This window comes from Vreelandella aquamarina, assembly GCF_044805175.1.
GTDB lineage: Bacteria > Pseudomonadota > Gammaproteobacteria > Pseudomonadales > Halomonadaceae > Vreelandella > Vreelandella aquamarina_B.
Genome location: NZ_CP085232.1, coordinates 503,067 through 524,670 on the forward strand (window position 1 = coordinate 503,067; position 21,604 = coordinate 524,670).

Annotated in this window: 23 protein-coding genes and 1 tRNA gene; 9 read left to right on the forward strand and 15 right to left on the reverse strand. The window is 58.6% G+C overall.

Annotated features, from left to right (window positions below):
- Nucleotides 1–30: 30 nt before the first annotated feature.
- The 10 genes from ispG to trmJ all read right to left on the reverse strand — a co-directional run bounded on the left by ispG (nt 31) and on the right by trmJ (nt 8,817).
- The gene (gene ispG, locus LG300_RS02385; RefSeq protein ID WP_404376819.1) at nt 31–1,146 is read right to left on the reverse strand and encodes a flavodoxin-dependent (E)-4-hydroxy-3-methylbut-2-enyl-diphosphate synthase; all 1,116 of its coding nucleotides are present in this window, start codon (nt 1,144–1,146) and stop codon (nt 31–33) included.
- 8 nt (nt 1,147–1,154) lie between these two features.
- Nucleotides 1,155–2,144 (reverse strand): RodZ domain-containing protein, encoded by a 990-nt coding sequence (locus LG300_RS02390; protein WP_404376820.1) that lies wholly within the window; start codon nt 2,142–2,144, stop codon nt 1,155–1,157.
- Between the two features lie 39 nt (nt 2,145–2,183).
- Nucleotides 2,184–2,915, reverse strand: a complete 732-nt coding sequence (gene pilW / locus LG300_RS02395; RefSeq protein WP_404376821.1) for a type IV pilus biogenesis/stability protein PilW — start codon at nt 2,913–2,915, stop codon at nt 2,184–2,186.
- A 118-nt stretch (nt 2,916–3,033) separates the two neighbouring features.
- Nucleotides 3,034–4,200 carry a 23S rRNA (adenine(2503)-C(2))-methyltransferase RlmN gene (rlmN, locus tag LG300_RS02400; RefSeq protein WP_404376822.1) on the reverse strand — a complete coding sequence of 389 codons (1,167 nt, stop codon included), beginning with the start codon at nt 4,198–4,200 and terminating at the stop codon, nt 3,034–3,036.
- An 82-nt stretch (nt 4,201–4,282) separates the two neighbouring features.
- A complete protein-coding gene (gene ndk, locus LG300_RS02405) occupies nt 4,283–4,708 on the reverse strand; it encodes a nucleoside-diphosphate kinase (RefSeq protein ID WP_404376823.1) in 426 nt (141 codons plus the stop codon).
- A gap of 176 nt (nt 4,709–4,884) precedes the next feature.
- Nucleotides 4,885–5,211 carry a HesB/IscA family protein gene (locus LG300_RS02410; RefSeq protein ID WP_404376824.1) on the reverse strand — a complete coding sequence of 109 codons (327 nt, stop codon included), beginning with the start codon at nt 5,209–5,211 and terminating at the stop codon, nt 4,885–4,887.
- 54 nt (nt 5,212–5,265) lie between these two features.
- Complete coding sequence (locus LG300_RS02415) at nt 5,266–6,441, reverse strand: aminotransferase class V-fold PLP-dependent enzyme (protein WP_404376825.1); 1,176 nt, start codon at nt 6,439–6,441, stop codon at nt 5,266–5,268.
- A gap of 24 nt (nt 6,442–6,465) precedes the next feature.
- Nucleotides 6,466–6,933: a Fe-S cluster assembly transcriptional regulator IscR gene (gene iscR, locus LG300_RS02420; protein WP_404376827.1), complete on the reverse strand. Its 468-nt coding sequence runs from the start codon at nt 6,931–6,933 to the stop codon at nt 6,466–6,468.
- 77 nt (nt 6,934–7,010) lie between these two features.
- Nucleotides 7,011–7,874, reverse strand: a complete 864-nt coding sequence (gene cysE / locus LG300_RS02425; RefSeq protein WP_404376829.1) for a serine O-acetyltransferase — start codon at nt 7,872–7,874, stop codon at nt 7,011–7,013.
- A 163-nt stretch (nt 7,875–8,037) separates the two neighbouring features.
- The gene (trmJ, locus tag LG300_RS02430; RefSeq protein WP_404376831.1) at nt 8,038–8,817 is read right to left on the reverse strand and encodes a tRNA (cytosine(32)/uridine(32)-2'-O)-methyltransferase TrmJ; all 780 of its coding nucleotides are present in this window, start codon (nt 8,815–8,817) and stop codon (nt 8,038–8,040) included.
- 140 nt (nt 8,818–8,957) lie between these two features.
- Here trmJ and LG300_RS02435 point away from each other — a divergent pair, with 140 nt between their 5' ends.
- The gene (locus tag LG300_RS02435) at nt 8,958–9,752 is read left to right on the forward strand and encodes an inositol monophosphatase family protein (protein ID WP_404376834.1); all 795 of its coding nucleotides are present in this window, start codon (nt 8,958–8,960) and stop codon (nt 9,750–9,752) included.
- Between the two features lie 83 nt (nt 9,753–9,835).
- Here the strand turns inward: LG300_RS02435 and secF are convergent, their stop codons facing one another.
- From secF to queA, 5 genes are all read right to left on the reverse strand, one after another.
- Nucleotides 9,836–10,762, reverse strand: a complete 927-nt coding sequence (gene secF, locus LG300_RS02440; protein ID WP_404376836.1) for a protein translocase subunit SecF — start codon at nt 10,760–10,762, stop codon at nt 9,836–9,838.
- 49 nt (nt 10,763–10,811) lie between these two features.
- Nucleotides 10,812–12,665 carry a protein translocase subunit SecD gene (gene secD / locus LG300_RS02445; RefSeq protein ID WP_404376838.1) on the reverse strand — a complete coding sequence of 618 codons (1,854 nt, stop codon included), beginning with the start codon at nt 12,663–12,665 and terminating at the stop codon, nt 10,812–10,814.
- Nucleotides 12,666–12,799: 134 nt separating this feature from the next.
- Nucleotides 12,800–13,126, reverse strand: coding sequence for a preprotein translocase subunit YajC (gene yajC, locus LG300_RS02450; RefSeq protein ID WP_044628915.1), 327 nt, complete (start codon nt 13,124–13,126; stop codon nt 12,800–12,802).
- Nucleotides 13,127–13,203: 77 nt separating this feature from the next.
- A complete protein-coding gene (gene tgt, locus LG300_RS02455) occupies nt 13,204–14,349 on the reverse strand; it encodes a tRNA guanosine(34) transglycosylase Tgt (protein ID WP_404376840.1) in 1,146 nt (381 codons plus the stop codon).
- 36 nt (nt 14,350–14,385) lie between these two features.
- Nucleotides 14,386–15,417 carry a tRNA preQ1(34) S-adenosylmethionine ribosyltransferase-isomerase QueA gene (queA, locus tag LG300_RS02460; protein ID WP_404376842.1) on the reverse strand — a complete coding sequence of 344 codons (1,032 nt, stop codon included), beginning with the start codon at nt 15,415–15,417 and terminating at the stop codon, nt 14,386–14,388.
- 114 nt (nt 15,418–15,531) lie between these two features.
- On the opposite strand from queA, the gene LG300_RS02465 reads away from it, so the two are divergent.
- The 8 genes from LG300_RS02465 (at nt 15,532) to LG300_RS02500 (ending at nt 21,597) form a co-directional block, all read left to right on the forward strand.
- Nucleotides 15,532–15,618, forward strand: a tRNA-Leu gene (locus LG300_RS02465).
- A gap of 208 nt (nt 15,619–15,826) precedes the next feature.
- Nucleotides 15,827–16,183, forward strand: coding sequence for a RidA family protein (locus LG300_RS02470; protein ID WP_054641705.1), 357 nt, complete (start codon nt 15,827–15,829; stop codon nt 16,181–16,183).
- A gap of 115 nt (nt 16,184–16,298) precedes the next feature.
- Entirely contained in the window at nt 16,299–17,066 is a 768-nt protein-coding gene (locus LG300_RS02475; protein ID WP_404376844.1) for an AraC family transcriptional regulator, read from the forward strand.
- A gap of 116 nt (nt 17,067–17,182) precedes the next feature.
- Entirely contained in the window at nt 17,183–17,539 is a 357-nt protein-coding gene (locus tag LG300_RS02480; protein ID WP_404376845.1) for a RidA family protein, read from the forward strand.
- Between the two features lies 1 nt (nt 17,540).
- On the forward strand, nt 17,541–18,488 hold the full coding sequence (locus LG300_RS02485; protein ID WP_404376846.1) for an ornithine cyclodeaminase family protein: 948 nt from the start codon (nt 17,541–17,543) through the stop codon (nt 18,486–18,488).
- A gap of 21 nt (nt 18,489–18,509) precedes the next feature.
- The gene (locus tag LG300_RS02490) at nt 18,510–19,541 is read left to right on the forward strand and encodes a histone deacetylase family protein (RefSeq protein ID WP_404376847.1); all 1,032 of its coding nucleotides are present in this window, start codon (nt 18,510–18,512) and stop codon (nt 19,539–19,541) included.
- The gene (locus LG300_RS02495; RefSeq protein ID WP_404376848.1) at nt 19,538–20,644 is read left to right on the forward strand and encodes a class II histone deacetylase; all 1,107 of its coding nucleotides are present in this window, start codon (nt 19,538–19,540) and stop codon (nt 20,642–20,644) included. Before LG300_RS02490 ends, LG300_RS02495 begins: the two co-directional genes overlap by 4 nt.
- Entirely contained in the window at nt 20,641–21,597 is a 957-nt protein-coding gene (locus LG300_RS02500; RefSeq protein WP_404376849.1) for a branched-chain amino acid transaminase, read from the forward strand. Before LG300_RS02495 ends, LG300_RS02500 begins: the two co-directional genes overlap by 4 nt.
- Nucleotides 21,598–21,604: the final 7 nt, after the last annotated feature.

Sequence of the window (21,604 nt, forward strand, 5' to 3'; positions counted from 1 at the left end):
TACACCGCCCCGTGCCGGCAATGCGAGGCGTTAAACGCTGCGCGCAATCATCTTCTCTTGCTGCTGCTCTTTTTGGCGCACTTTATCGCGGATCAGCTTCTCTAAGTCGTCCACAAGATGGTCATTACGCAGCTTGCTCGCCGGTTTGCCGTCGATATAGACCAAGTTGGCTGGCGAGCCGCCGGTCAGGCCAATATCGGTTTCTTTGGCTTCGCCGGGGCCGTTGACCACACAGCCAATCACCGAGACATCCAGCGGCGTCATCACGTCTTCCAGGCGCTCTTCGAGCTGGTTCATGGTGCTGATGACGTCAAAGTTTTGCCGCGAGCAGCTGGGGCAGGCGATAAAGTTAATGCCCTTGGCGCGTAGCTTCAGGCTCTTGAGCATATCGAACCCGACCTTGATCTCCTCTACCGGGTCGGCGGCCAGCGAGACGCGGATGGTATCGCCGATACCGTCCATCAGCAGCATGCCAAGGCCAATGGAGGACTTCACCGTGCCTGAACGCAGGCCGCCCGCTTCGGTAATACCCAGGTGCAGCGGCTGCTCGATGCGGGTGGCAAGGTCGCGATAAGCGGCCACCGCCATAAACACATCAGACGCTTTCACGCTGACTTTAAACTCCTGGAAATCGAGACGGTCAAGGTGGTCAATATGGCGCATGGCGGACTCGACCAGCGCGGCGGGGGTAGGCTCGCCGTACTTTTTTTGCAGGTCTTTTTCCAACGACCCGGCATTGACCCCGATACGGATTGGGATGCCGTGGTCGCGAGCGGCGCTCACTACCGCACGCACGCGGTCTTCCCGGCCAATGTTGCCGGGGTTGATGCGTAGGCAGTCCACCCCCAGTTCGGCCACGCGCAGGGCGATTTTGTAATCAAAATGAATATCCGCAACGAGGGGCACGGCCACCCGCTGCTTGATTTTGCCGAAGGCTTCGGCGGCGTCCATATCCGGTACGGAGACGCGTACGATGTCTGCCCCGGCTTTTTCCAGCTGCTGAATTTGACCCACCGTGGCGTCTACATCCAGGGTGTTGGTGTTGGTCATGCTTTGCACCGAAATTGGTGCATTACCGCCTACCGCCACATTGCCAACATGGATTTGGCGTGACGGGCGGCGTTTAATCGGAGAAGGGGCGTGCATAAGACGGGTCACTCTCCCAGGGTAAAGCGGGCAACGTTATTGGCACCGGCGCGCTCGGCGAGGTTTACAACCTCACCTTGGTAGCGCAGCTCAACGCCGGTAGCATTGCCAATAGTTAAACGAAAAGGCGGCTCGCCCTCAACGCTCGCGGTGGTGCCGGGCGCTTGTAGGCCGACGAATACGCGCTGGTTGTTGGCGTCGAAAATTTCGGTCCAAGACTGCTCGTTAAAGGTCAGCTCCAGCAGGTTGGGGGTAGCGGTAGCCGCAGGCTCCGTCTCCGCCACCTCTTCGGCAGGCGCTTCAGTGACCTCGGTAGCGGCGTCGGCTTCAACCACTTGAGTGGCCGGTGCCTCCTCTTCTGTGGCGGTTGGTGCATCATTGGCAGCGGCAGGCGCTGTGCTATCACCGCTGACACTGCCGGCGGGCTCATTGTTGGCCGAATCGTTGGTCAACTCCTCGGTGTCGGCGGGTTCAGGTGTAACCACCGGTGCGGGTTCAGGAGTTGGTTCAGGTTCGCTGTTAGGCGCCTCGTTCTCTTCAAAAGAAGGGGACGTCCCAATGCTTGGCGGCTCGCTGCCGCCTCGACTTTGCCACCAAGCTACAGTGACGGCGATCAAGCCTATGATGACGAGCAGCGTGACCATCTTAAATAGCCAGGCCCCCATTTTCGAGGGTGGTTTAGTGACGGTAACCGGCGTGACTTTACGCTCAGCGTCGCTGTTGCCGTGACGGGCTTGGTAGGCCTCCAGCACGAGGCGCTCGTCCATGCCTAGGTATTTGGCGTAGGCGCGCAGGTAGCCGCGGCGGTAAGCGGCCACGGGTATCTCTTCGTAGTTATCTTTCTCTAAACCATCAACGACCGCTGGGCGTAGGTTGAGCGCACGGGCGGCATCGTTTAGCGAAACGCCAAGTGCTTCGCGCTGGCGGGAAAGCAGTTCGCCGGGGGTAGCGGTGCTGCTGGCAGTCGTAACGCTGTCGTGTAATTGTGTGTCGCTCATGGCTGAGCATCCTTCAATAATTTAGGTGATCAGGGCTAATTAATGGTTAAGCAAGCGCTGGTAGTCGGCAGCCGCGGCGTTGTCACCACGGGCGAGGGCGACATCAATCGCCAGCTCCAGCGCTACTGGGTCTGGGCCTGCTAGCTGCAGGTAGTTTTGCAGCGGCGCCCAGGCCTGATCGTAATTGCCCTGTGAAACTTCTAGTTCGGCTAACATTAAATACCCGCGTGGGTTGCGCGGGTCGATACTTTGCGCACGCTGCAAACGTTCGCGCGCTTTAGCAACGTCGTCTAGTGCCAAATAGCACTGCCCAAGGTTGGTGAATAGCTGGGCGCGATTGGCGTACTGGGCATCTTGAGATGCCATTTCTAACTGTTCACAGGCCTGTGCAAACTGGGCCTGATCATACAAAAACGCAGCATAGTTATTACGCGCGCGAGTAAATGAAGGTGCTGCGTTCAACGCTTGCTGGAAGTAGCGGTTGGCGAGGTCGCTCTCTCCTTGCTGTTGATAGACCAGCGCGAGCGCCTGAAGTGCCTCGGGGTGGCGTGGGTCTAGTTCTAGGGCACGGTCGAGGGCGTTTAGCGCGCGAGGCAGGTTAGCACGCTCTAGGTAAGCGACGCCAAGCTGTGTGTAGGCTTCCACAGCCTCAGGGCTGGCTTCGCTAACCTCTTGGCTAGAGGTGGCGCAGCCCGCTAGCAGTAGGCTGCCGGCAAGTACGGACAGCATGGGCACCCTGAAAGGGGTAATGCGCCTGCGGTGACCGATCATCTACGCCCTCTTGAGTCAATACTGATGAGTCAGTGCTGTAACGTGAGTGCTGGGTTAGCACTTAGAAAAAACGTGTCCATCAAAGCGCCGTGCCGAGTGGAAGTCAAGACAGCGACGGTTAGTCGGCGTCGAGCTGGACCGACTGAATATAGCGTGCGCTGCGCTTGGTGCGGTCTTTTACGCGGCCTACCAACTGGCCGCAAGCGGCGTCGATGTCGTCGCCACGAGTGGTCCGCACAGTGGCGTTGTACTCTAAATCGTACAGCCACTGTTGAAAGCGCATCACTTGGTTACGCGACGGCTTCTCGTACCCCGAGTTGGGGAACGGATTAAACGGAATCAGGTTGATTTTACACGGCAGCTCTTTCAGTAAAGCAGCGAGCTGCTCGGCGTGCTCTTGCTGGTCGTTGACGTCTTTAATCAGCGTGTACTCGATGGTGACCTGACGGTTATCGGGGCACTTGGCCAGATAGCGGTGGCAGGCATCCAGCAGGGCACGGATGTTGTACTTACGGTTGATGGGCACCAGCTCGTTACGCAGCTCGTCGGTGGAGGCGTGCAACGAGATGGCTAGGCTGACGTCTAGCTCGTCGCCCAGCTTATCCATCATCGGCACCACGCCGGAGGTAGAGAGCGTGACGCGGCGCTTGGATAGCCCGTAACCGTTATCGTCGAGCATCAGCTTCATAGCAGGCACGACGTTATCGAAATTGAGCAGCGGTTCACCCATGCCCATCATGACCACGTTGGTCACTGGGCGGTTGGCGGTATCACGACGGGGGCCAACGCTGCGTTGGGCGACCCACACCTGGCCGATAATCTCGGCGGCGGTTAAGTTGCGCTGAAAGCCCTGTTTGCCGGTGGAGCAGAAGCTGCAATCCAGCGAGCAGCCCACCTGGGAAGAGACACACAGCGTACGCCGCTTACCGTTCTCGGCGGGAATCAGTACCGTTTCCACGTAGCTGCCATCCTCAACCTCTAATACCCATTTACGGGTGCCATCGCTGGAGGTGCCTTCGTAGACAACGCCGGGGCCGCGAATTTCAGCCAGCTGGGCAAGCTTATCGCGCAGCGCTTTCGATAGGTTGGTCATCGCCGCGAAGTCGTCGATGCCTTCCTGGTGAATCCACTTCATCACCTGGGTGGCGCGGAATTTCTTTTCGCCGATCGACAAAAAGAACGCTTCCATCTGCTCGCGGGAGAGTCCCAGCAGGTTCTGGCGCGCCGGTGCACTGTCGGGAGTGGAGTTAGGGGCAGGCGTATGTTGGGCTACGGTGGTGGTCATGGCGGTCAGCGTTCAGAAAGAGGCGGGGGCAAAGCCCCCGCGAAAATGGCCGGCAACGAAGGTTGAAACGGCGGCGCTTGGTTTAGCGCGGGCAAATTTCGTCGTTACCGAAGAAGTAGCTAATTTCACGCTCGGCGCTTTCCGGAGAATCAGAGCCATGGACAGCGTTGGCGTCGATTGTTTCCGCGAAATCGGCGCGGATAGTGCCCGGAGCCGCTTCTTTCGGGTTGGTAGCACCCATCAGCTCACGGTTTTTAGCGATAGCGCCTTCGCCTTCCAGCACTTGTACCACTACCGGGCCAGAGGTCATGAAGCCAACCAGGTCTTTGAAGAAGGGGCGCTCTTTGTGCTCAGCATAGAAACCGCCCGCTTTCTCTTCAGAGAGGTGTAGCATTTTAGCCGCAACGACTTTCAGGCCCGCTTTTTCAAAGCGTGCAATGATGTCGCCAATGGCATTTTTAGCAACGGCATCGGGCTTAATGATGGAAAGAGTACGTTCAGTCGCCATGCAGAAATCTCCTTAAAGGGGATAAAGCAGAAATTGCCGCCCCGGAAAGCCGGGGCGGCGCAGGAAAAAAGTGGTCGGCTAGGGCCGTGTGCTGTACCGGCTGCCGAGTGGCCGCGATTATAGCGCCTCCCGGTGGGGATGAATACCGGTGATACGCAACGGCCGCTGATGGTGGTTTAAACCGTGAAGCTTTCACCGCAGCCGCACTGGTCTTTGACGTTGGGGTTGTTGAAGCGGAAAAAGCGATTCAAGCCTTCGCTGACGTAGTCCACTTCGCTGCCGTCCAGCATCTCCACCGCATCCGGGGCGACGTATACGCTGGCACCGTGGGCCTCGAAACGAATGTCGCCATCCTGGGCTTCATCGGCAAAGTCCAGCACATAGCTATAGCCGGAGCAGCCGCTGGGTTTGACCGATACCCGCAGGCCTAACCCCTGCCCGCGCTCGTCAAGGACACGGTGAATTTGTTCAGCTGCAGCGGGAGTAATATTCAGTGTTGCCATGGAGCGTTCTCCTTTAGGAAGTCGTTAGCCGTGCGTCAGGAGAGCATCAGCCGCCTAACGTGCGTTGGCACGTAAGCCGCTCACCGCGTGGCGCAATAAGGTTAATGCGTGGTCGATCTCGGCCTCTTGGGTAAAGCGCCCAAAGCTAATACGCAGCGATGAGAGCGCAAGCCGACGGGGCGTACCAATGCCCAGTAGTACATAAGAGGGGTCTACGCTTGCTGAGTTGCAGGCAGAGCCGGTTGATACCGCCACATCCCGCAGTGCCATCAGCAGTGCCTCGCCATCCACGCCGTCAAACGCCAGGTTGAGGATGTTGGGAACGGCGTTCTCCAGCGGGGAGTTGGGGACAACGCCCTCCAGGTCGGCCAAGCCGCTTAACAAGCGCTCGCGCAGCGCTGCAATGTGGGCTTGGTCGTCATCCTGCTGCCGCTGCATAATGGCGAACGCCTCACCCATGCCGGCGATCTGGTGGGTGGGTAGCGTGCCCGAGCGCATACCGCGTTCGTGTCCGCCGCCATGAATCAGTGCCTCTACGCGAATATCCGGGTGGCGTTTTACATACAGCGCGCCCACGCCCTTTGGGCCGTAGGCTTTATGGCCGGAGAGCGACATCAAATCGATATGCTGTGCGACCACGTCGAGCGGTATGCGTCCCACCGCTTGGGCGGCATCGGTATGAATAGCCGCACCAAAGTCATGGGCGACTTCCGCCAGAGCGGCAATGTCGTTGACGCTGCCCAGCTCGTTATTCACCGCCATGAGTGATACCAGCGCGGTATCATCGCGCATGGCCGCACGTAGCTGTTCGGGGGTAATGCGCCCGTCCCGCCCCGGTGTCATTAGCGTGACCTCAAAGCCTTCACTCTTCAGCGCCTTGGCGGTATCCACCACCGCTTTATGCTCAATGCAGGAGGTGACAAGGTGCATGCCGCGTTCGCGGTTAGCACGCATAAAGCCGGTCAGCGCCAGGTTGTTGGCCTCGGTGGCGCCGCTGGTCCAGACGATCTCGCGGGGGTCGGCACCGATCGTATCAGCTACCTGGCGGCGCGCCTGTTCCACCACCTGCTCTGCCTGCCAGCCCAGCATATGGCTGCGGGAGGCGGGGTTGGCGAACAGCTGGTCAACCGTTAAGTAGCGCTGCATTACCTCGGCCACGCGGCTATCTACTGGCGTGGTGGCGGCATAATCGAGATAAATCGGCAGCGTGGGAGTGGAAGTCATCGTCATGGGTTCCAGCGTGCAATCAATACCTTATGGGGAGGAAGCGAGGATGCCAGCGTTGGCCCGCTGCTTTTGCCGGGTAGCGATACGGATCACATCAGGGCGCTGAATCAACTGTGCCAGCGTAATGTCGTCAAGAAAGCTGCGGATCTGCCCGGATAGCTCGCACCATAGGTGGTGCGTTAAACAGGTATCGCCCTGCTGGCAGTCGGATAGCCCTTGGCAGCGGGTGGCGTCGACGGTTTCATTCACCGCGTCAATGACCTGGGAAACGCTAATCTCCTCGGGCGGCTTCGCCAGTAAGTAGCCGCCGCCAGGTCCGCGTACGCTGCTGACCAGCCCCGCCCGGCGCAGTCTGGCAAACAGCTGTTCCAGGTAAGAGAGCGAAATTTCCTGGCGCTGGGAGATATCTCCCAGGCTGGTAGGGCCGTCCGGGGCGTTAATCGCCAAATCCAGCATGGCGGTAACGGCGTAACGGCCTTTTGTGGTCAAGCGCATAGCGGATACCTCGTCGCTGAGCCTTCAGCGCGCTGGCAGCAAATGTTGCGCCATTATGGAAATCCTGAGTGCTTTGGTCAACTATTGCGGGTGGTGCTGCTTTCCGATGATTGGGTGGTACGCTCCTGGGCAGTGCGGCCGAGGCCAGGGCAGCCGGTGTCGTTCTCATCCAAAATATCGGCAAAGTCCTCGTCCCGCAGGGCGGGTAACTGGCCGTCGCGGTAGTTGGCGTCAAGCTTGCGTAGGGTTGAACACATGCGCTCAATACGCTCGTCCACGGCGTGCATGTGATCGAGCATGGCCTGCATCGAGCGCGCCACCGGGTCGGGCATATCCTGGCTGACGCCATAGGCATCGAAACCAAATTTCTGGCAGATGGCTTCGCGGCGGGCGGGGTCTACGTCCAGCGCTTCCTCTACATCCGGGTCGGCGCGCTTCACTACCTTGCCGGGGATGCCGACCACGGTCGCGCCGGCCGGTACCTCTTTAGTCACCACCGCGTTAGAGCCAATTTTGGCCCCAGCGCCCACGGTGAACGGCCCCAGTATCTTGGCACCGGCACCGACAATCACGCCATCTTCCAGGGTGGGGTGGCGTTTGCCTTTGTTCCAGCTGGTGCCGCCTAACGTGACGCCCTGGTAAAGCGTGACGTTGTCACCCACCTGTGCGGTTTCACCAATCACCACGCCCATACCGTGGTCAATAAAGAAGCGCCGCCCAATGGTCGCGCCTGGGTGGATTTCAATGCCAGTGAGCCAGCGGGAGAAGGTCGATAGCGTTCGTGCTAGCCACTTAAAGTTCTTTTTCCACAGCCAGTGGCTACAACGGTGCAGCAACAGGGCGTGCAGGCCGGGATAGTTGGTCAGCACTTCAAGAAAATTACGTGCCGCCGGGTCGCGGTCAAATACGCTATTGATGTCTTCACGCAGGCGTTGAAACATGGGTGATCCTTGGCGTTAAGGGAGGCAGCAGCAATACAGTATTGGAATATGGTGAGTGCAAAGCGGCCGTCGAAAAGGCGATGTTGGGGCGCGTTGACGTAACTTCAAGTTTAGGTCATTGCCGCTTTGCTAGCGCCTCTTGTGATGAATGCGCTGTTATGGGTTACGCGGATTTGTCTTCATGCTCTTTCTTGGCACTACCTGCTCCGCTCTGTTTGGCCGATTTTTCAGTGGCTGAAAGAATGCCGCGCAGGATGTTCATCTCCATTTTTTCAGGCCGTGCCCGCAAGTAAAGGCGGCGCAGGCGTGCCATCAGTTGGCGAGGCTGGGCGGGGTCGTGAAACTCAATGGCGATCAGCGTCCGCTCTAGATGCTCGAAGTAGCGCTCAAGCTCTTCGTGGGTCGCCAGCGCGTCATTATCTTCGGAAGCGGTGGGGGCATCTGCCTGGCTTAACCACGCCATGCGGCACTCATAAGCCACCACTTGAACCGCCGCAGCAAGGTTGAGCGAGCTGAAATCGGCATTGGTGGGAATATGCACATGGGCATGGCAGCGCTGCAGCTCGGCGTTGGTCAATCCGCTATCTTCACGGCCAAACACCAATGCAACACGGGCGTTTTCCGGCTGGCATTCGCCAGGCAAGCGCTCGGCAAGCTCCCGAGGGGAGATCATCGGCCAGGGAAGCGTGCGCGAGCGGGCGCTGGCACCAACGGCCAATGTGCAATCGGCCACCGCCTCTTCCAGTGTGGCGTGTACCGTGGCCTGGTGGAGCAGATGGTCGGCACCGGAGGCACGTGAGATGCTGTCTTGGGTGATGACATCGCAGCGAGGAGCGACCAGGGCTAAATCCGCCAAGCCCATGTTGTGCATGGCGCGTGCCACGCCGCCAATGTTGCCAGGGTGGCTGGTGCCAATTAAAACAATTCGGATGCGCTCAAGCATAGTAGGCCCGGTTCATGTGCGTAAAACGCGCAGTTTAGCATGAGTCGATGGCATGCCCGAGGGGCCTCTGTTAGAATTGCCCGCCAAAAGGCGTATTGCGCCTGAACCGTTCTTTAACATCACTGTGACAAGGCCCGATCATGAATCCGATGGTCCAATTTACGCTGCGCGCTGCGCGTGGCGCCGTTGAGCACTTTTTACGCGTTCGCGAACGCATCGAAAACGCCCATGAAGAGTTTAACCTCGACCGCTTGCTGGAAGACACAGCGCGTAAAGCCGAGGCGACCATCATTCAACAACTGCAGCGCGGCTATCCGCAGCACGGCTTCTCTGGCCGCTATACGCCCTATAAAGCGGGTGAAGGCGAAGGTGAAGAGATCGTCTGGAAAATTGAACCGCTGCACGGCTACTCCAACTTGGCGGTAGCAGGAAAGGGCTTTGCACTCTCAGTGGTGTGTCTCGTTAAAGGTCGCCCCGAACACGCGGTGGTGATCTCTCCCTTTGGTGATGACGAATATATCGCCAGCCGCGGCCGCGGCGCTCAGCATAACGACAAGCGCATGCGGGTGAGCAAACCGACCGCTATTCCTGGCACGCGCATGGCGATGAGCTTGCCAGAAGCCTGGCTGCGTCCGAGCCATCTGCCTGCTTACTTATCGATTACCCAGCAGCTCGCGCCGCAGGTAGAAACCCTGGTAGCGACCGGCAGCGGCCTGCTGGATATGTGCGAACTGGCCGCAGGCCGTGTAGACAGCGTCTTCGTGCTGGGCCTGGAAGAGCAGGATATGCAGGTAGGTACGCTGCTGCTAAAAGAAGCGGGCGCGCTGATGGGTACCCCGGATGGCAAGCCGACCGTGAATGCCGAAAGCCAGCTAATGGCCGCTGGCCCGCGTCTCTACAAAGCGCTGATTAAGCAGCTGGCGCCGCACTTCTAAGAACAGCGCGTTAGGTGTGAAGATATGAAAAGGCCCTGCCGGTTGATTCCGGCAGGGCCTTTTCGTTGGCTGCTATAACGCGTTTAGGGCAGCTCTTCTTCCTCTTCATCCACTTCTTTCTTGGTGGGAATCAGGTCTTCCCGAGAGAGTTTCAGCGGAATCAGCAGGGCACCGGAGATATAGATAGACGAGAACGTGCCCACCACGATACCCACCAGCAGGGCAATCGCGAAGTTCTCGATCATATCGCCACCGAGCAGCAGCAGCGCCAGCAGCACCAGTACGGTGGTGCCCGACGTGGCCAGCGTACGCGACAGCGTGGCGTTAATCGCTTCGTTGAAAATCTGTGGCATATCCTCGATGCGCGAGGTGCGGATCGTCTCACGGATACGGTCATAGACCACGATGGTGTCGTTCAGCGAGTAGCCGATCACCGCCAGAATAGCCGCCAGTACCGTCAGGTCGAAGTCGAGCTGGAACACGGAGAATACGCCTACCACGATGATCACATCGTGCAGTAGGGCCAGCAGCGCACCAAGGGCAAACTTGTACTGGAAGCGGAATGCCACGTAGAGCATCACCACGCCCAGCGCGACCAACAGGCCCAAGCCACTCTGATCACGTAGCTGGTCGCCTACCTGGGCACCCACGAACTCGGCGCGTACCAGATTGACGCTATCGCCATTGGCCTGCAGCAGGTTGACGACCTCGTTGCCCACGTCGCCATCAAACGCTTGCTGCAGGCGAATCAGCACTTCCGTGGAAGCGCCAAAGGTTTGTACCGAGACATCCTGAAAACCGCTGTTTTCCAGCAGCTGACGAATGGCATCCAGCGACGGCGCGGCACCGTAGCGCACCTCCACCAGGGTGCCGCCGGTAAAGTCCAAGCCCAGGTTGAGCTGCTGGAAGATAATGGCACCAATCGAGACAATCAGCATCACGGCGGAGACGACAAACGCGAGGTTGCGTCGTCCCATAAAGTCGATGCGTAGTTGGGATAGGGGTTTCATGACCACCTCTTAAATTCTGTGCTGAGCGCGTGTTGAGATCCCATCGACATCAGATCCACAGCTTTTTGACGGGCTTGCCACCATAGGTCAGGTTGACCATGGCGCGCGTTACCAGCAGCGCAGTGAACAACGATGTCAGGATGCCGATGGAAAGCGTCACGGCAAAGCCCTTCACGGGGCCGGTGCCAATCGAGAATAGAATCACCGCGACCAGCAGGGTGGTGATGTTGGCATCCACAATTGAGGTAAAGGCACGCTCGTAGCCCGCATAAATAGCTTGCTGAATTGACATACCGTTGCGCAGCTCTTCGCGTATTCGCTCGAAGATGAGCACGTTGGCATCCACCGCCATGCCCAGTGTCAGCACGATACCGGCAATGCCAGGCAGCGTCAGCGTGGCGCCTAGCATCGACATGACCGCCACCAGCAGCGTCAGGTTGAGTGCGAGGGCGATGTTGGCAAAGACGCCGAACACTTTGTAGCGCACCAGCATAAACAGTACGACCAGCAGCAGGCCGATCTGCACCGACAGCAAGCCGCGTTCGATGTTTTCAGCACCCAGGCTTGGCCCAATAGTGCGCTCTTGCACGAAGTAGATCGGCGCGGCCAGGGAGCCGGAACGCAGCAGCAGGGCAAGCTCGGCGGCTTCGGTGGGGGAGTCTAGGCCAGTGATACGGAAGCTGTTACCCAGCGCGCTCTGAATCGTTGCCAGGCTAATCAGACCACGCTCGGTATACGGTTCACGAACGATGGTCTCTTCGCCGGTCTCGGGGTCGACTTCAACCCGGTCTTCGCTCTTATGCTCGATAAACAGCACCGCCATATTGCGACCAATATTGGTGCGCGTGGCGCGGTTCATCAGCGTACCGCCGGTGCCGTCCAGGTTGATATTAACCTGGGGGCGGCCGTTTTCGTCGAAGCTGTTGCTGGCGCTGGAAACGCTATCACCGGTAATGATCACATCGCGCATCAGCTCCGCTGAGCGTGTTGGGTCGTTACGGAACTCGAAGCGCTCGGTTTCCATATCTGGCGTGTCGTTGCGCGCTTCCAGGCGGAACTCCAGGTTCGCCGTCGCACCGACGATACGCTTGGCCGCGACGGTGTCCTGAACGCCGGGCAGCTCGACCACAATCTGGCTAGGACCCTGGCGCTGTACCATGGGCTCGGCTACGCCCAGCTCGTTGACCCGGTTGCGTAGCGTGGTCAAGTTCTGGTTGATCGCGTAGTCCTGAATTTCATTAACCGTCACGTCGCTGAGCGTCATGACAAGGCTTGAAGCACGGCCATCCCCTTCGCTGGTGTACTCGAAGTTCGGGAAGTCGCGACTGATTAAACGGCGGGCGGCATCGCGGTCTTCGGCGTTGGCGAAATCAAGGGAAATGGAGCGTTCGCTAATGGTGGTGTTGCGGTAACGAATGCGTTCGCCACGCAGCAGTTCGCGCATGGCGCTGGCGTTCACCTCAAGGCGCTGGGTCAGCGCGGCGTTCATATCCACTTCCAGCAGGAAGTGGACACCGCCACGTAAATCCAGGCCGAGTGTCATGGGGGATGCTGAGAAAGCTTGCAGCCAGCCGGGAGTGGCGTCCGCCAGGTTAAGCGCCACGGTGGCGTTGGGGCCAAGCACCTCGGCGGCGATATCCCGTGCATCAAGCTGGTCATCATCGCTTTGCAGGCGGATCAGCCACTGGCCATTGCTCTCTTCAACAGCTTTGACGGCGATATCGCGCTCGCTGAGCGCTTCTTCAACGCGGGTAATTTGCCGTTCATCCAGGGCGTTGCCTTGGGCATCGCTGACCTGGATAGCGGGATCTGCGGGGAATAGATTGGGAAGCGAGTAGATAAGGCCAACCACCAGGACGACCAGTATCAGCAGATACTTCCACAGGGGGTAACGGTTGAGCATGCAAGCCCTGCCTTCAATTACAAACGGAATCGCTGTGCACAGACAGGCTGCGCACAGCAACGTTCACCATCGACGCTACCATGTCACCCCTGCCGGGGTGGCTGGCACTGGGTCGGCAGGGGGGAGTGCAAGCGTTAGATGGACTTAATGGTGCCTTTAGGCAGTACGGCAGCCACGGCGTTTTTCTGCACGTTGACTTCGGTACCTTCAGAGACTTCCAGAGTCAGGAACTCGTCGCTGACTTTGGTCACGCGGCCAACCAAACCGCCGCCGATCACGACTTCATCGCCCTTGGCGAGGCCGGAGACCAGCTGTTTGTGCTGCTTGGCGCGCTTGGCTTGCGGGCGCCACAGCAGGAAGTAGAAAATCAGTACGAAACCGACCAGCATGACAATTTGCGCGATGCCACCGCCAGCAGCGGCTTCTTGGGCATGGGCTGGTGAGATGAAGAAATCCAGCATTGCAGGGAACTCCTGGGTTAGAACACTCAATGGGTGAACGGATTAAGCCACTCGCCTCAGCCAGTGGCTTTTATTGTTTAGGTGTCAGATTCTGCAAGGGGAGGCACTGGGAGGCCGCGCCTTGCATAGAAGCTTTCCACAAAGGTCGTCAATGTACCCGCTTCGATTGCCGCGCGCAAATCAGCCATCACACGCTGGTAGTAGCGCAAGTTATGGATGGTATTGAGCATGGAACCCAGCATTTCGTTGCAGCGATCCAGGTGGTGCAGATAGCCACGGGAGAAATTCTGGCAGGTATGACAATCACACTCTTCATCCAGCGGACGGGTGTCAAAACGGTGCTTGGCGTTACGGATCTTAACAGTGCCATCTGACGTGAACAGGTGGCCGTTGCGGGCGTTGCGCGTGGGCATCACGCAATCAAACATATCCACACCGCGGCGTACGCCCTCAACGAGATCTTCCGGCTTGCCCACGCCCATTAGGTAACGCGGGGTGTCGTCCGGCATCCAGGTGGGTAGATAATCCAGTACCTTGATCATCTCCTCTTTAGGTTCGCCCACCGAGAGGCCACCGATGGCGAGACCGTCGAAGCCGATCTCAAGTAGCCCCTTGAGCGAGCGCTCACGCAGCTCAGGGTGCATGCCGCCCTGAATAATGCCAAACAGTGCGGAAGGCGAATCGCCGTGGGCATTGCGGGAGCGCTTGGCCCAGCGCAGCGACAGCTCCATGGATTTTTCGGCCTCCTCAAAGGTGGCCGGGTAGGGGGTGCACTCGTCAAAGATCATCACCACGTCAGAGCCCAGCGAGCGCTGAACCGCCATGGACTCTTCCGGCCCCATGAACACTTTGCTGCCATCCACCGGCGAGCGGAAATGCACGCCCTGCTCGGTGATCTTGCGCATTTCACCGAGTGAGAATACCTGGAAACCGCCGGAGTCGGTGAGGATCGGCTTATCCCACTGGGCGAAGTCGTGCAGGTCGCCGTGGGCTTCGATCACATCGGTGCCGGGGCGCAGCCAGAGGTGGAACGTATTGCCCAGGATGATTTCCGCGCCGATCTCTTTGACCGACTCCGGCGTCATGCCCTTGACCGTACCGTAGGTGCCGACCGGCATGAACGCGGGGGTTTCCACCGTGCCTCGGGGAAAGTGCAGGCGGCCACGGCGCGCGCGGCCGTCTTCGGCTAGGCGCTCGAAGCGCATAAAGCATTCGTTTCGCATCACAATAACTCGTTAATCAATCGGTAAACGCGGCGGTTAGCGGGTCAGCAGCATGGCGTCGCCATAGCTAAAGAAGGCGTAGCGCTCTTCTACTGCCGTACGGTAGGCCTGCATGATGTGCTCATACCCCGCGAACGCTGATACCAGCATCAATAGGGTGGATTCGGGCAGGTGGAAGTTGGTGATCAGTGCATCCACACAGCGCCACTCGTAGCCTGGGTAGATAAAGATATCGGTGTCGCCGCTGAACGGGGCAATCTTACCGTCGCCGCTTTTCATGCAGGCGCTCTCCAGGCAGCGGACGCTGGTGGTGCCCACTGCTACCACGCGTTTGCCAGCGGCCTGGGTATCGCGGATCTGCTGGCAGGTGGCCTCGGTCACCTCAATCCATTCGCTGTGCATGTGGTGCTCAAGGATGTTATCCACCCGCACCGGCTGGAAGGTGCCTGCGCCAACATGCAGCGTCACGAAAGCACTGTTGATGCCTTTTTCGGCCAGGGCATCCAGCAGCGGCTGATCGAAATGAAGCCCGGCAGTCGGTGCCGCAACGGCACCATCGCGGCGGGCGTAGACGGTTTGATAGCGCTCGCGGTCGCTCAGCTCGTCTTCCCGGGTGATGTAGGGCGGCAGCGGCATATGGCCGTGCTTTTCCAGCAGCGCGATCATCGGCGTATCGCCTAAAAAGCGCAGTTCAAACAGCGCATCGCGGCGGCCTTCGACCACGGCGTGGATATCGCCCTCGAAAATCAGCTCGGTGCCCGGCTTAGGCGATTTGCTTGAGCGGATATGCGCCAGCCCCCGGTGGCTATCCAGCGGGCGCTCCAGCAGCATTTCCACCTTGCCGCCGCTGGCCTTATGGCCGTGCAGGCGGGCGGGAATCACGCGGGTATCGTTAAACACCAGCAGGTCGCCGGGTTCCAGCAGATCCAGCAGGTCAGGAAAGCGGCGATGAGCCAGCGCGCCGCTTTGACCATCCACACACAGTAAACGGCAATCACTGCGCTGCTCGGACGGATAGCGGGCAATTAGCTCATCGGGTAGCTCGAAATGGAAGTCCGCACGCTGCATGTGAATAAGCTCTTTTCAGTGGTCAAACAAGCCGCCTAGGATAGCGCTTTAGGTAGATAAAGTCAGTCGATGAGATTGACCTGAGTGGTTATCTCCGTATAATGCGCATCCATTGCCGGTGTGGCGGAATTGGTAGACGCAGCGGATTCAAAATCCGCCGCCTTTACGGGTGTGCCAGTTCGAGTCTGGCCACCGGCACCAAATTCAAGGGCTTAGCGTTTTATCGCTAGGCCCTTTTTTGTGCCCGTTGTTTGATGATTCACGCTAATAAAACGTTTTAGTGAAGATGTCAGTGAGTCAAAAATTCCAAATTTCAGCCCATTAGGGCCTAGTGCTAAACGCTTTTTATGGTAAATATGCGGGGTTGTTATAAACGAAAGAAAAAACCTACCTTCGCTGGAGAAACACCATGGGCGTGACCTATCACGAAAGCAATGCGCGTATGAGCCAAGTGGCTGTTCATAACGGAACGGTCTACCTTGCGGGCCAAGTGCCTGCGGATGCCACGGTGGGTATGCGTGGCCAAACCGAGCAGGTGTTAGCGCGTATTGATGAACTGCTGGCGCAGGCGGGTACCTCCAAAGAGCACCTAATCTCTGCCCAGGTGTGGGTGACCGATATGGCCGAGTTTGCGGAAATGAACGAAGTGTGGGAAGCCTGGGTAGTGCCGGGTCGTCCGCCGGTACGCGCGGCGCTGGAAGCTAAGCTGGCTAAGCCCGAGTGGAAAGTGGAAATTATGGTGATCGCTGCACTGCCTGACGCATAAAGGGTAGTGGCCTGTTGTAGGGTGCGTTAATGCAACGTTAACGCACCCTCGATTTTAAGCGTGGCATCGCCGTATAGTGAAGGCTCTTGTTGAGAATCAACCCAATGGTAAGTTCATGGCCCAGTTTGAGCTGCATAGCCGCAATTTGGCCCCAGAGCAGGTGGCGCACTCCCACGATTTTCACCAGCTAATCCTGGCGACATGTGGCGTTACCGAGCTTGCCATGGAAGGCCAGGGGGAGCGGGTCACCGCTCGCCGTGGCTGTTTGATCCCCTCGTCGCGCCATCACGAATATCAGGGCGATGGCAGCAACCGTACGCTGGTGCTGGACATCCCTGTGCAGCACTTAGCCACGCTGGAAAAGGGCAGTGAGATTGAGCGCTTATTCGATAAGCCGCGTTTCTTTACAGTGCCTCCTGCCTTAAATCAGCTTACCCATGCGCTCGCTCATCAGCTTGATCAGTGCCCGGCACTGCAAAATGAAATCGCCGTGCTGCTGCTGCGGGCACTTTATATGTACCTGCAAGATGAGCCGAAACAAACAGCCGACCAGCTCCTAGTTCGGTGCATCAGCGAACGGCTTGATCTAGAACGTTTGGATGCTTGGATAGATCAGCATCTAGCCGATGATATCCGAGTAGAACAATTAGCCGCACTGTGTGCGCTCAGCCCTGGGCACTTCCATAGCTGCTTTCGCGAGTTAACTGGCGTGACGCCGCTGGCTTATGTACAGCGCAGGCGGTTAGAGCACGCTCGCACGCTGGTTCGCCATAGCGCGCTGAGTCTTGGCCACATTGCCATGTTGGTGGGTTTTCGCGACCAGGGCAGTTTTTCCCGCGCCTATCGTCGTTACTTCGAGATTTCCCCCTCGTCTGATAGGTAAGCCGCGCCTGCTCCCCTTGCCTGACTTCTGGGCAAATTTGCCAGAGTTTCGGGCAAGCATGCGGCTTCGTATCGTCGTAGTCTCAAGAGGAACCCTAACTTCCTTGGAGAGACCCAATGGGCGTGACCTATCAAGACAGTAATACTCGCATGAGCCAAGTGGCGATTCATAACGGCACGGTGTACCTCGCAGGCCAAGTGCCCACAGATACCACCGCCGATATGCGTGGCCAAACCGAACAGGTGTTAGCACGTATTGATCAACTACTGGCGCAAGCGGGTACATCCAAAGAGCACCTGATTTCTGCTCAAGTGTGGGTCACCAGTATGGCTGAGTTTGATCAGATGAACGCTGCCTGGGATGCCTGGGTGGTGCCTGGCCGCCCGCCGGTGCGTGCTGCCCTTGAAGCCAAACTCGCCAAGCCCGAATGGAAAGTGGAAATCATGGTCGTTGCCGCGCTGCCGGAGGCCTAATATGCGTGTTGTTTCTGCTGAGGAGGTCGCCCGCACGCTTGGTTGGGATGGCTTGATCAAGCGGCTACATACAACGTTCGTAAATGGCGTTGAGTCTCCTCCGCGCCATCACCATGCCATGCACCGGCCCGATGGTGAAGCCACTATGCTGCTGATGCCTGCATGGGAAGCAGCAGGCTACATTGGCGTAAAGATGGTCAATGTGTTTCCGCAGAATGCCGACCATGGGGTGCCCGCTATTTCTGGGCTTTATCTGCTCAGTGAAGGGCAGTACGGCCAGCCGCTGGCCTGCATTGATGGCAGTGAGTTAACTCGGCGTCGCACGGCTGCAGCTTCTGCACTGGCCGCCCAGGTGCTAGCCAATGAGGATGCCGAAACGCTGTTGGTGGTGGGTACCGGCAAGCTGGCACCTATGGTGATTGAAGCCCACGCCAGTGTGCGGCCCATCAAGCGAGTACTGATTTGGGGGCGTAACCCCAGCAAGGCAGCAGCGCTGGCTGACGAGTATGCAGACCGTTTTGACACGCAAGTGGTAGAGGCATTGCCCGGCGCCGTAGCGGAGGCGGATATCGTCAGCTGTGTAACGCTTTCCACCCAGCCGATCATTCAAGGTGAGTGGCTGATGCCAGGAACGCATCTGGATTTAATTGGCGCGTTTCGGCCGCAAATGCGTGAAACCGATGCGCTTTGCTTACGCCGTTCACAAGTATTTGTGGATACCTACGCCGGGGCAAAAGGCGAAGCGGGAGATATTCTGCAAGCGATTGATGAGGGTGAGTTCCAGTTTGAGCACATCCAAGCGGAGCTTGCTGAGGTGTTAACCGGTGCTAAACCGGGGCGTTCTAACCCGGAATCCATCACGCTATTTAAGTCGGTAGGCGCTTCTCTGGAAGATTTAGCCGCTGCTATTGAAATATGGGAATCACTGCCTGAATCTGCTGTTTCATAGTTTCGCTAAGGACTGCGACCCATGAAGTGCTTTTATCATCCTGATCAGGCGTTGCATGCGCCGCCTACTTTTTTGCTGCGCGGCCAGCCCGCCGCCTCGCCGGAAGGACCGGTGCGTGCTGAACTGTTGACTCAGGGGTTAGCGAAGGCTGGCTTAGTGCTCGCTGCGCCAGTTGAGTCAGACTCCCCCAAGCTGCGCAAGCGCCTAGAGCAGATTCATACGCCGCGCTATCTGGCGTTCTTGGAAACAATCTATGAGCGCTGGCAGGCGCTGCCCAATGCGGCAGAGTTTGTAGCACCCAATATCCACCCTTGCGGCGGAGGCCACCACTACCCCCGCCACCCGATTGGGCAAGCGGGCTGGCACCTGCACGATATGGCCTGCCCGCTCAGCGCGACCAGTTTTCAAGGTGCGCTGGCCTCGGCCGCCACTGCTGAGGCGGCAGCAGAAGCGGTGCTAGACGGAGAACCGGTGGCCTATGCGCTGTGCCGCCCGCCGGGCCACCATGCTGGGCCAGAGCGCGCAGGCGGCTTTTGCCTGCTGAACAACTCTGCGCTGGCGGCTACCGTGCTGCGCGAACGCTTTGCCAAGGTAGCAATTATTGATGTGGACCTGCACCACGGTAACGGCACCCAGGATATCTTCTACGCCAGAAATGATGTATGGACTGGCTCGCTGCACGCCGACCCCAGCGACTTCTACCCCTTTTTCTGGGGCGGTGCCGACGAAGAGGGCAGTGATGGAGGCGTGGGTGCCAATGTTAACCTTCCCCTACCAGTAGGCAGCGATGGCGAGGTCTATTTGGATGCGCTGGCGATCCTTATCGATCAGTTGCAGCGCTATGAGCCGGATGCCGTGGTGGTCGCGTTGGGGTTAGACGCCCATAAGGATGACCCGCTAGCGGGCCTGCATGTGGAAACCGAGGCGTTTATCGAGGTAGGCAAACGCTTGGCAGGGCTCTCGCTACCGATGGTAATTGTGCAGGAAGGTGGCTACCCCACCGAGCATTTAAGCGCCAACCTAGCGGCCTTTATGCAGGGGTTTACCGCATGAGTAAAACCGGATTTTACTGGCACGAGCGCTGCTTTTGGCATGACCAGGGGGCCATCGGTGTTTTCTCCGCGCCGGGGGAGTTCTTGCAGCCCCAGGCCGCCTCGGAAAGCCCGGAGAGCAAGCGGCGGCTGAAAAACATTTTGGAAGTCAGCGGGCTGATTGACGAGCTTCACGTGGTGAAACCGCCTGCTGCAACGCTCTCTGACCTGCTGCGTTTTCATACCCCGCGTTACCTGGATGAACTGCAAACAGGGGATAAAGCGAGGGGCGGCAATGGCGGCGACTGCGCGCCCTATATGCCGGGCAGTTGGGCGGCGGCAACCCACTCAGCGGGGCTGGCCCTCGCCGCCATTGAGGCCGTGGCGCTGGGTGAGGTCAACAACGCCTATGCGCTATGCCGCCCGCCGGGCCACCATGCCGAAGCCGATCAAGGCCGAGGGTTCTGCCTGTTGGGCAATATTCCCGTCGCGGTGATGCGTGCCCGCGCCCTAGGTCAAGCCAAACGGGTGGCGATACTCGATTGGGACGTACACCACGGTAACGGCCAGCAGGCGGCGTTTTATCACGACCCCGATGTCTTCACCGTTTCGATACACCAAGCAGCGAACTACCCGCTAGAGACCGGTGGTTTCGATGAGCAGGGCGAAGGAGCTGGGTTAGGCGCTAACCTTAACCTGCCGCTGCCCCCTGGCTGTGGCCTGGGGGCGTACGCGTATGCGATGGAAACGTTGGTGCTGCCCGCGTTGGAGGCATTCAAGCCTGACCTAATCGTGGTGGCCTGTGGCTATGACGCCTGCGCCAAAGACCCGCTAGGTAAGATGCTGCTCAACAGCCAGGCTTTCGCCACTATGACTGCCCAAGTAAAGGCAGTGGCAGAGCGCTGCTGCAGCGGCAAGCTGGTGGTGGTGCATGAAGGCGGCTACTCCGAAGGCTATGTGCCGCTCTGCGGTCATGCCGTGATCCAAACCCTTGCGGGCAGTAAGACCGCCGTGTTCGATCCACAAAACGACGAAATTGCCGCCTGGGGCTACCAAGCGCTGCAGCCACACCAGCAGGCGTTAATTGATGGCTGGCACCAACAGTGGGAGCAAACAACCCGATGACACCGCTTTATGATCGTGACGGCTGGATTTGGCAGGATGGCCAATGGCTCGCTTGGCGGGACGCCAAAGTGCATGTGTTTACCCATACGCTGCACTATGGCATGGGCTGCTTTGAGGGGGTGCGCGCCTATGCAGGAGCGCAAGGCCCCCAACTGTTTCGGGTGGCGGAGCATACGCGCAGGCTAGTGGAAAGCGCCCACGCGCTGGATATCCCGCTGCCGTTTAGCGAAGCCGAACTGATTGATGCCCAGCGCGAAAGCCTGACTAAAAACGGGTTAAGCAGCGCTTATTTAAAGCCCACCGTTTTTTTAGGTGCTGAAGGCTTGGGGCTGCGCGCTCAAGGGCTGACCACCCATGTAATGATTGCTGCCTGGGATTTAGGACCCTATATCTCACCCCATGCGGCGTCCCACGGCCTGCGTGCTTTAACCTCTTCCTGGGCGCGCCATCACGTCAATATCAGCCTGTGTCGCGCTAAAACCAGCGGCCACTACGTGAATTCGATGCTGGCGCTGAATACGGCGGTAAAAGCCGGTTTTGACGAAACCATCATGCTTGACCCGGAAGGCTATGTGGCCGAGGCTTCTGCGGCGAACGTCTTTTTGCTGCGCGATGGCGTGCTGCACACCCCGGAAGTAACCTCCTGCCTGCAGGGCATCACCCGCGATAGCGTCATTCAGCTTGCCCGCGATGTGTTAGGCATTGAGGTGAAAGAGCGGCGTATTACCCGCGATGAGCTCTACACCGCTGATGAAGCCTTTTTAACCGGCACCGCCGCTGAAATTCTGCCGCTGAGGGAGCTAGACGGCCGCAGAATTGGCAGCCGTGCCGGGGCACCGCCGCCCAGTGAGCCAATTGCTGCCCAAAGCGTGACCGCCCAGCTCCAGCATCTCTACCGTCAAGCGGTGCGCGGCGAGCTAGAGGCTTACCAGCACTGGCTAACCCCGGCATGAACTTGGC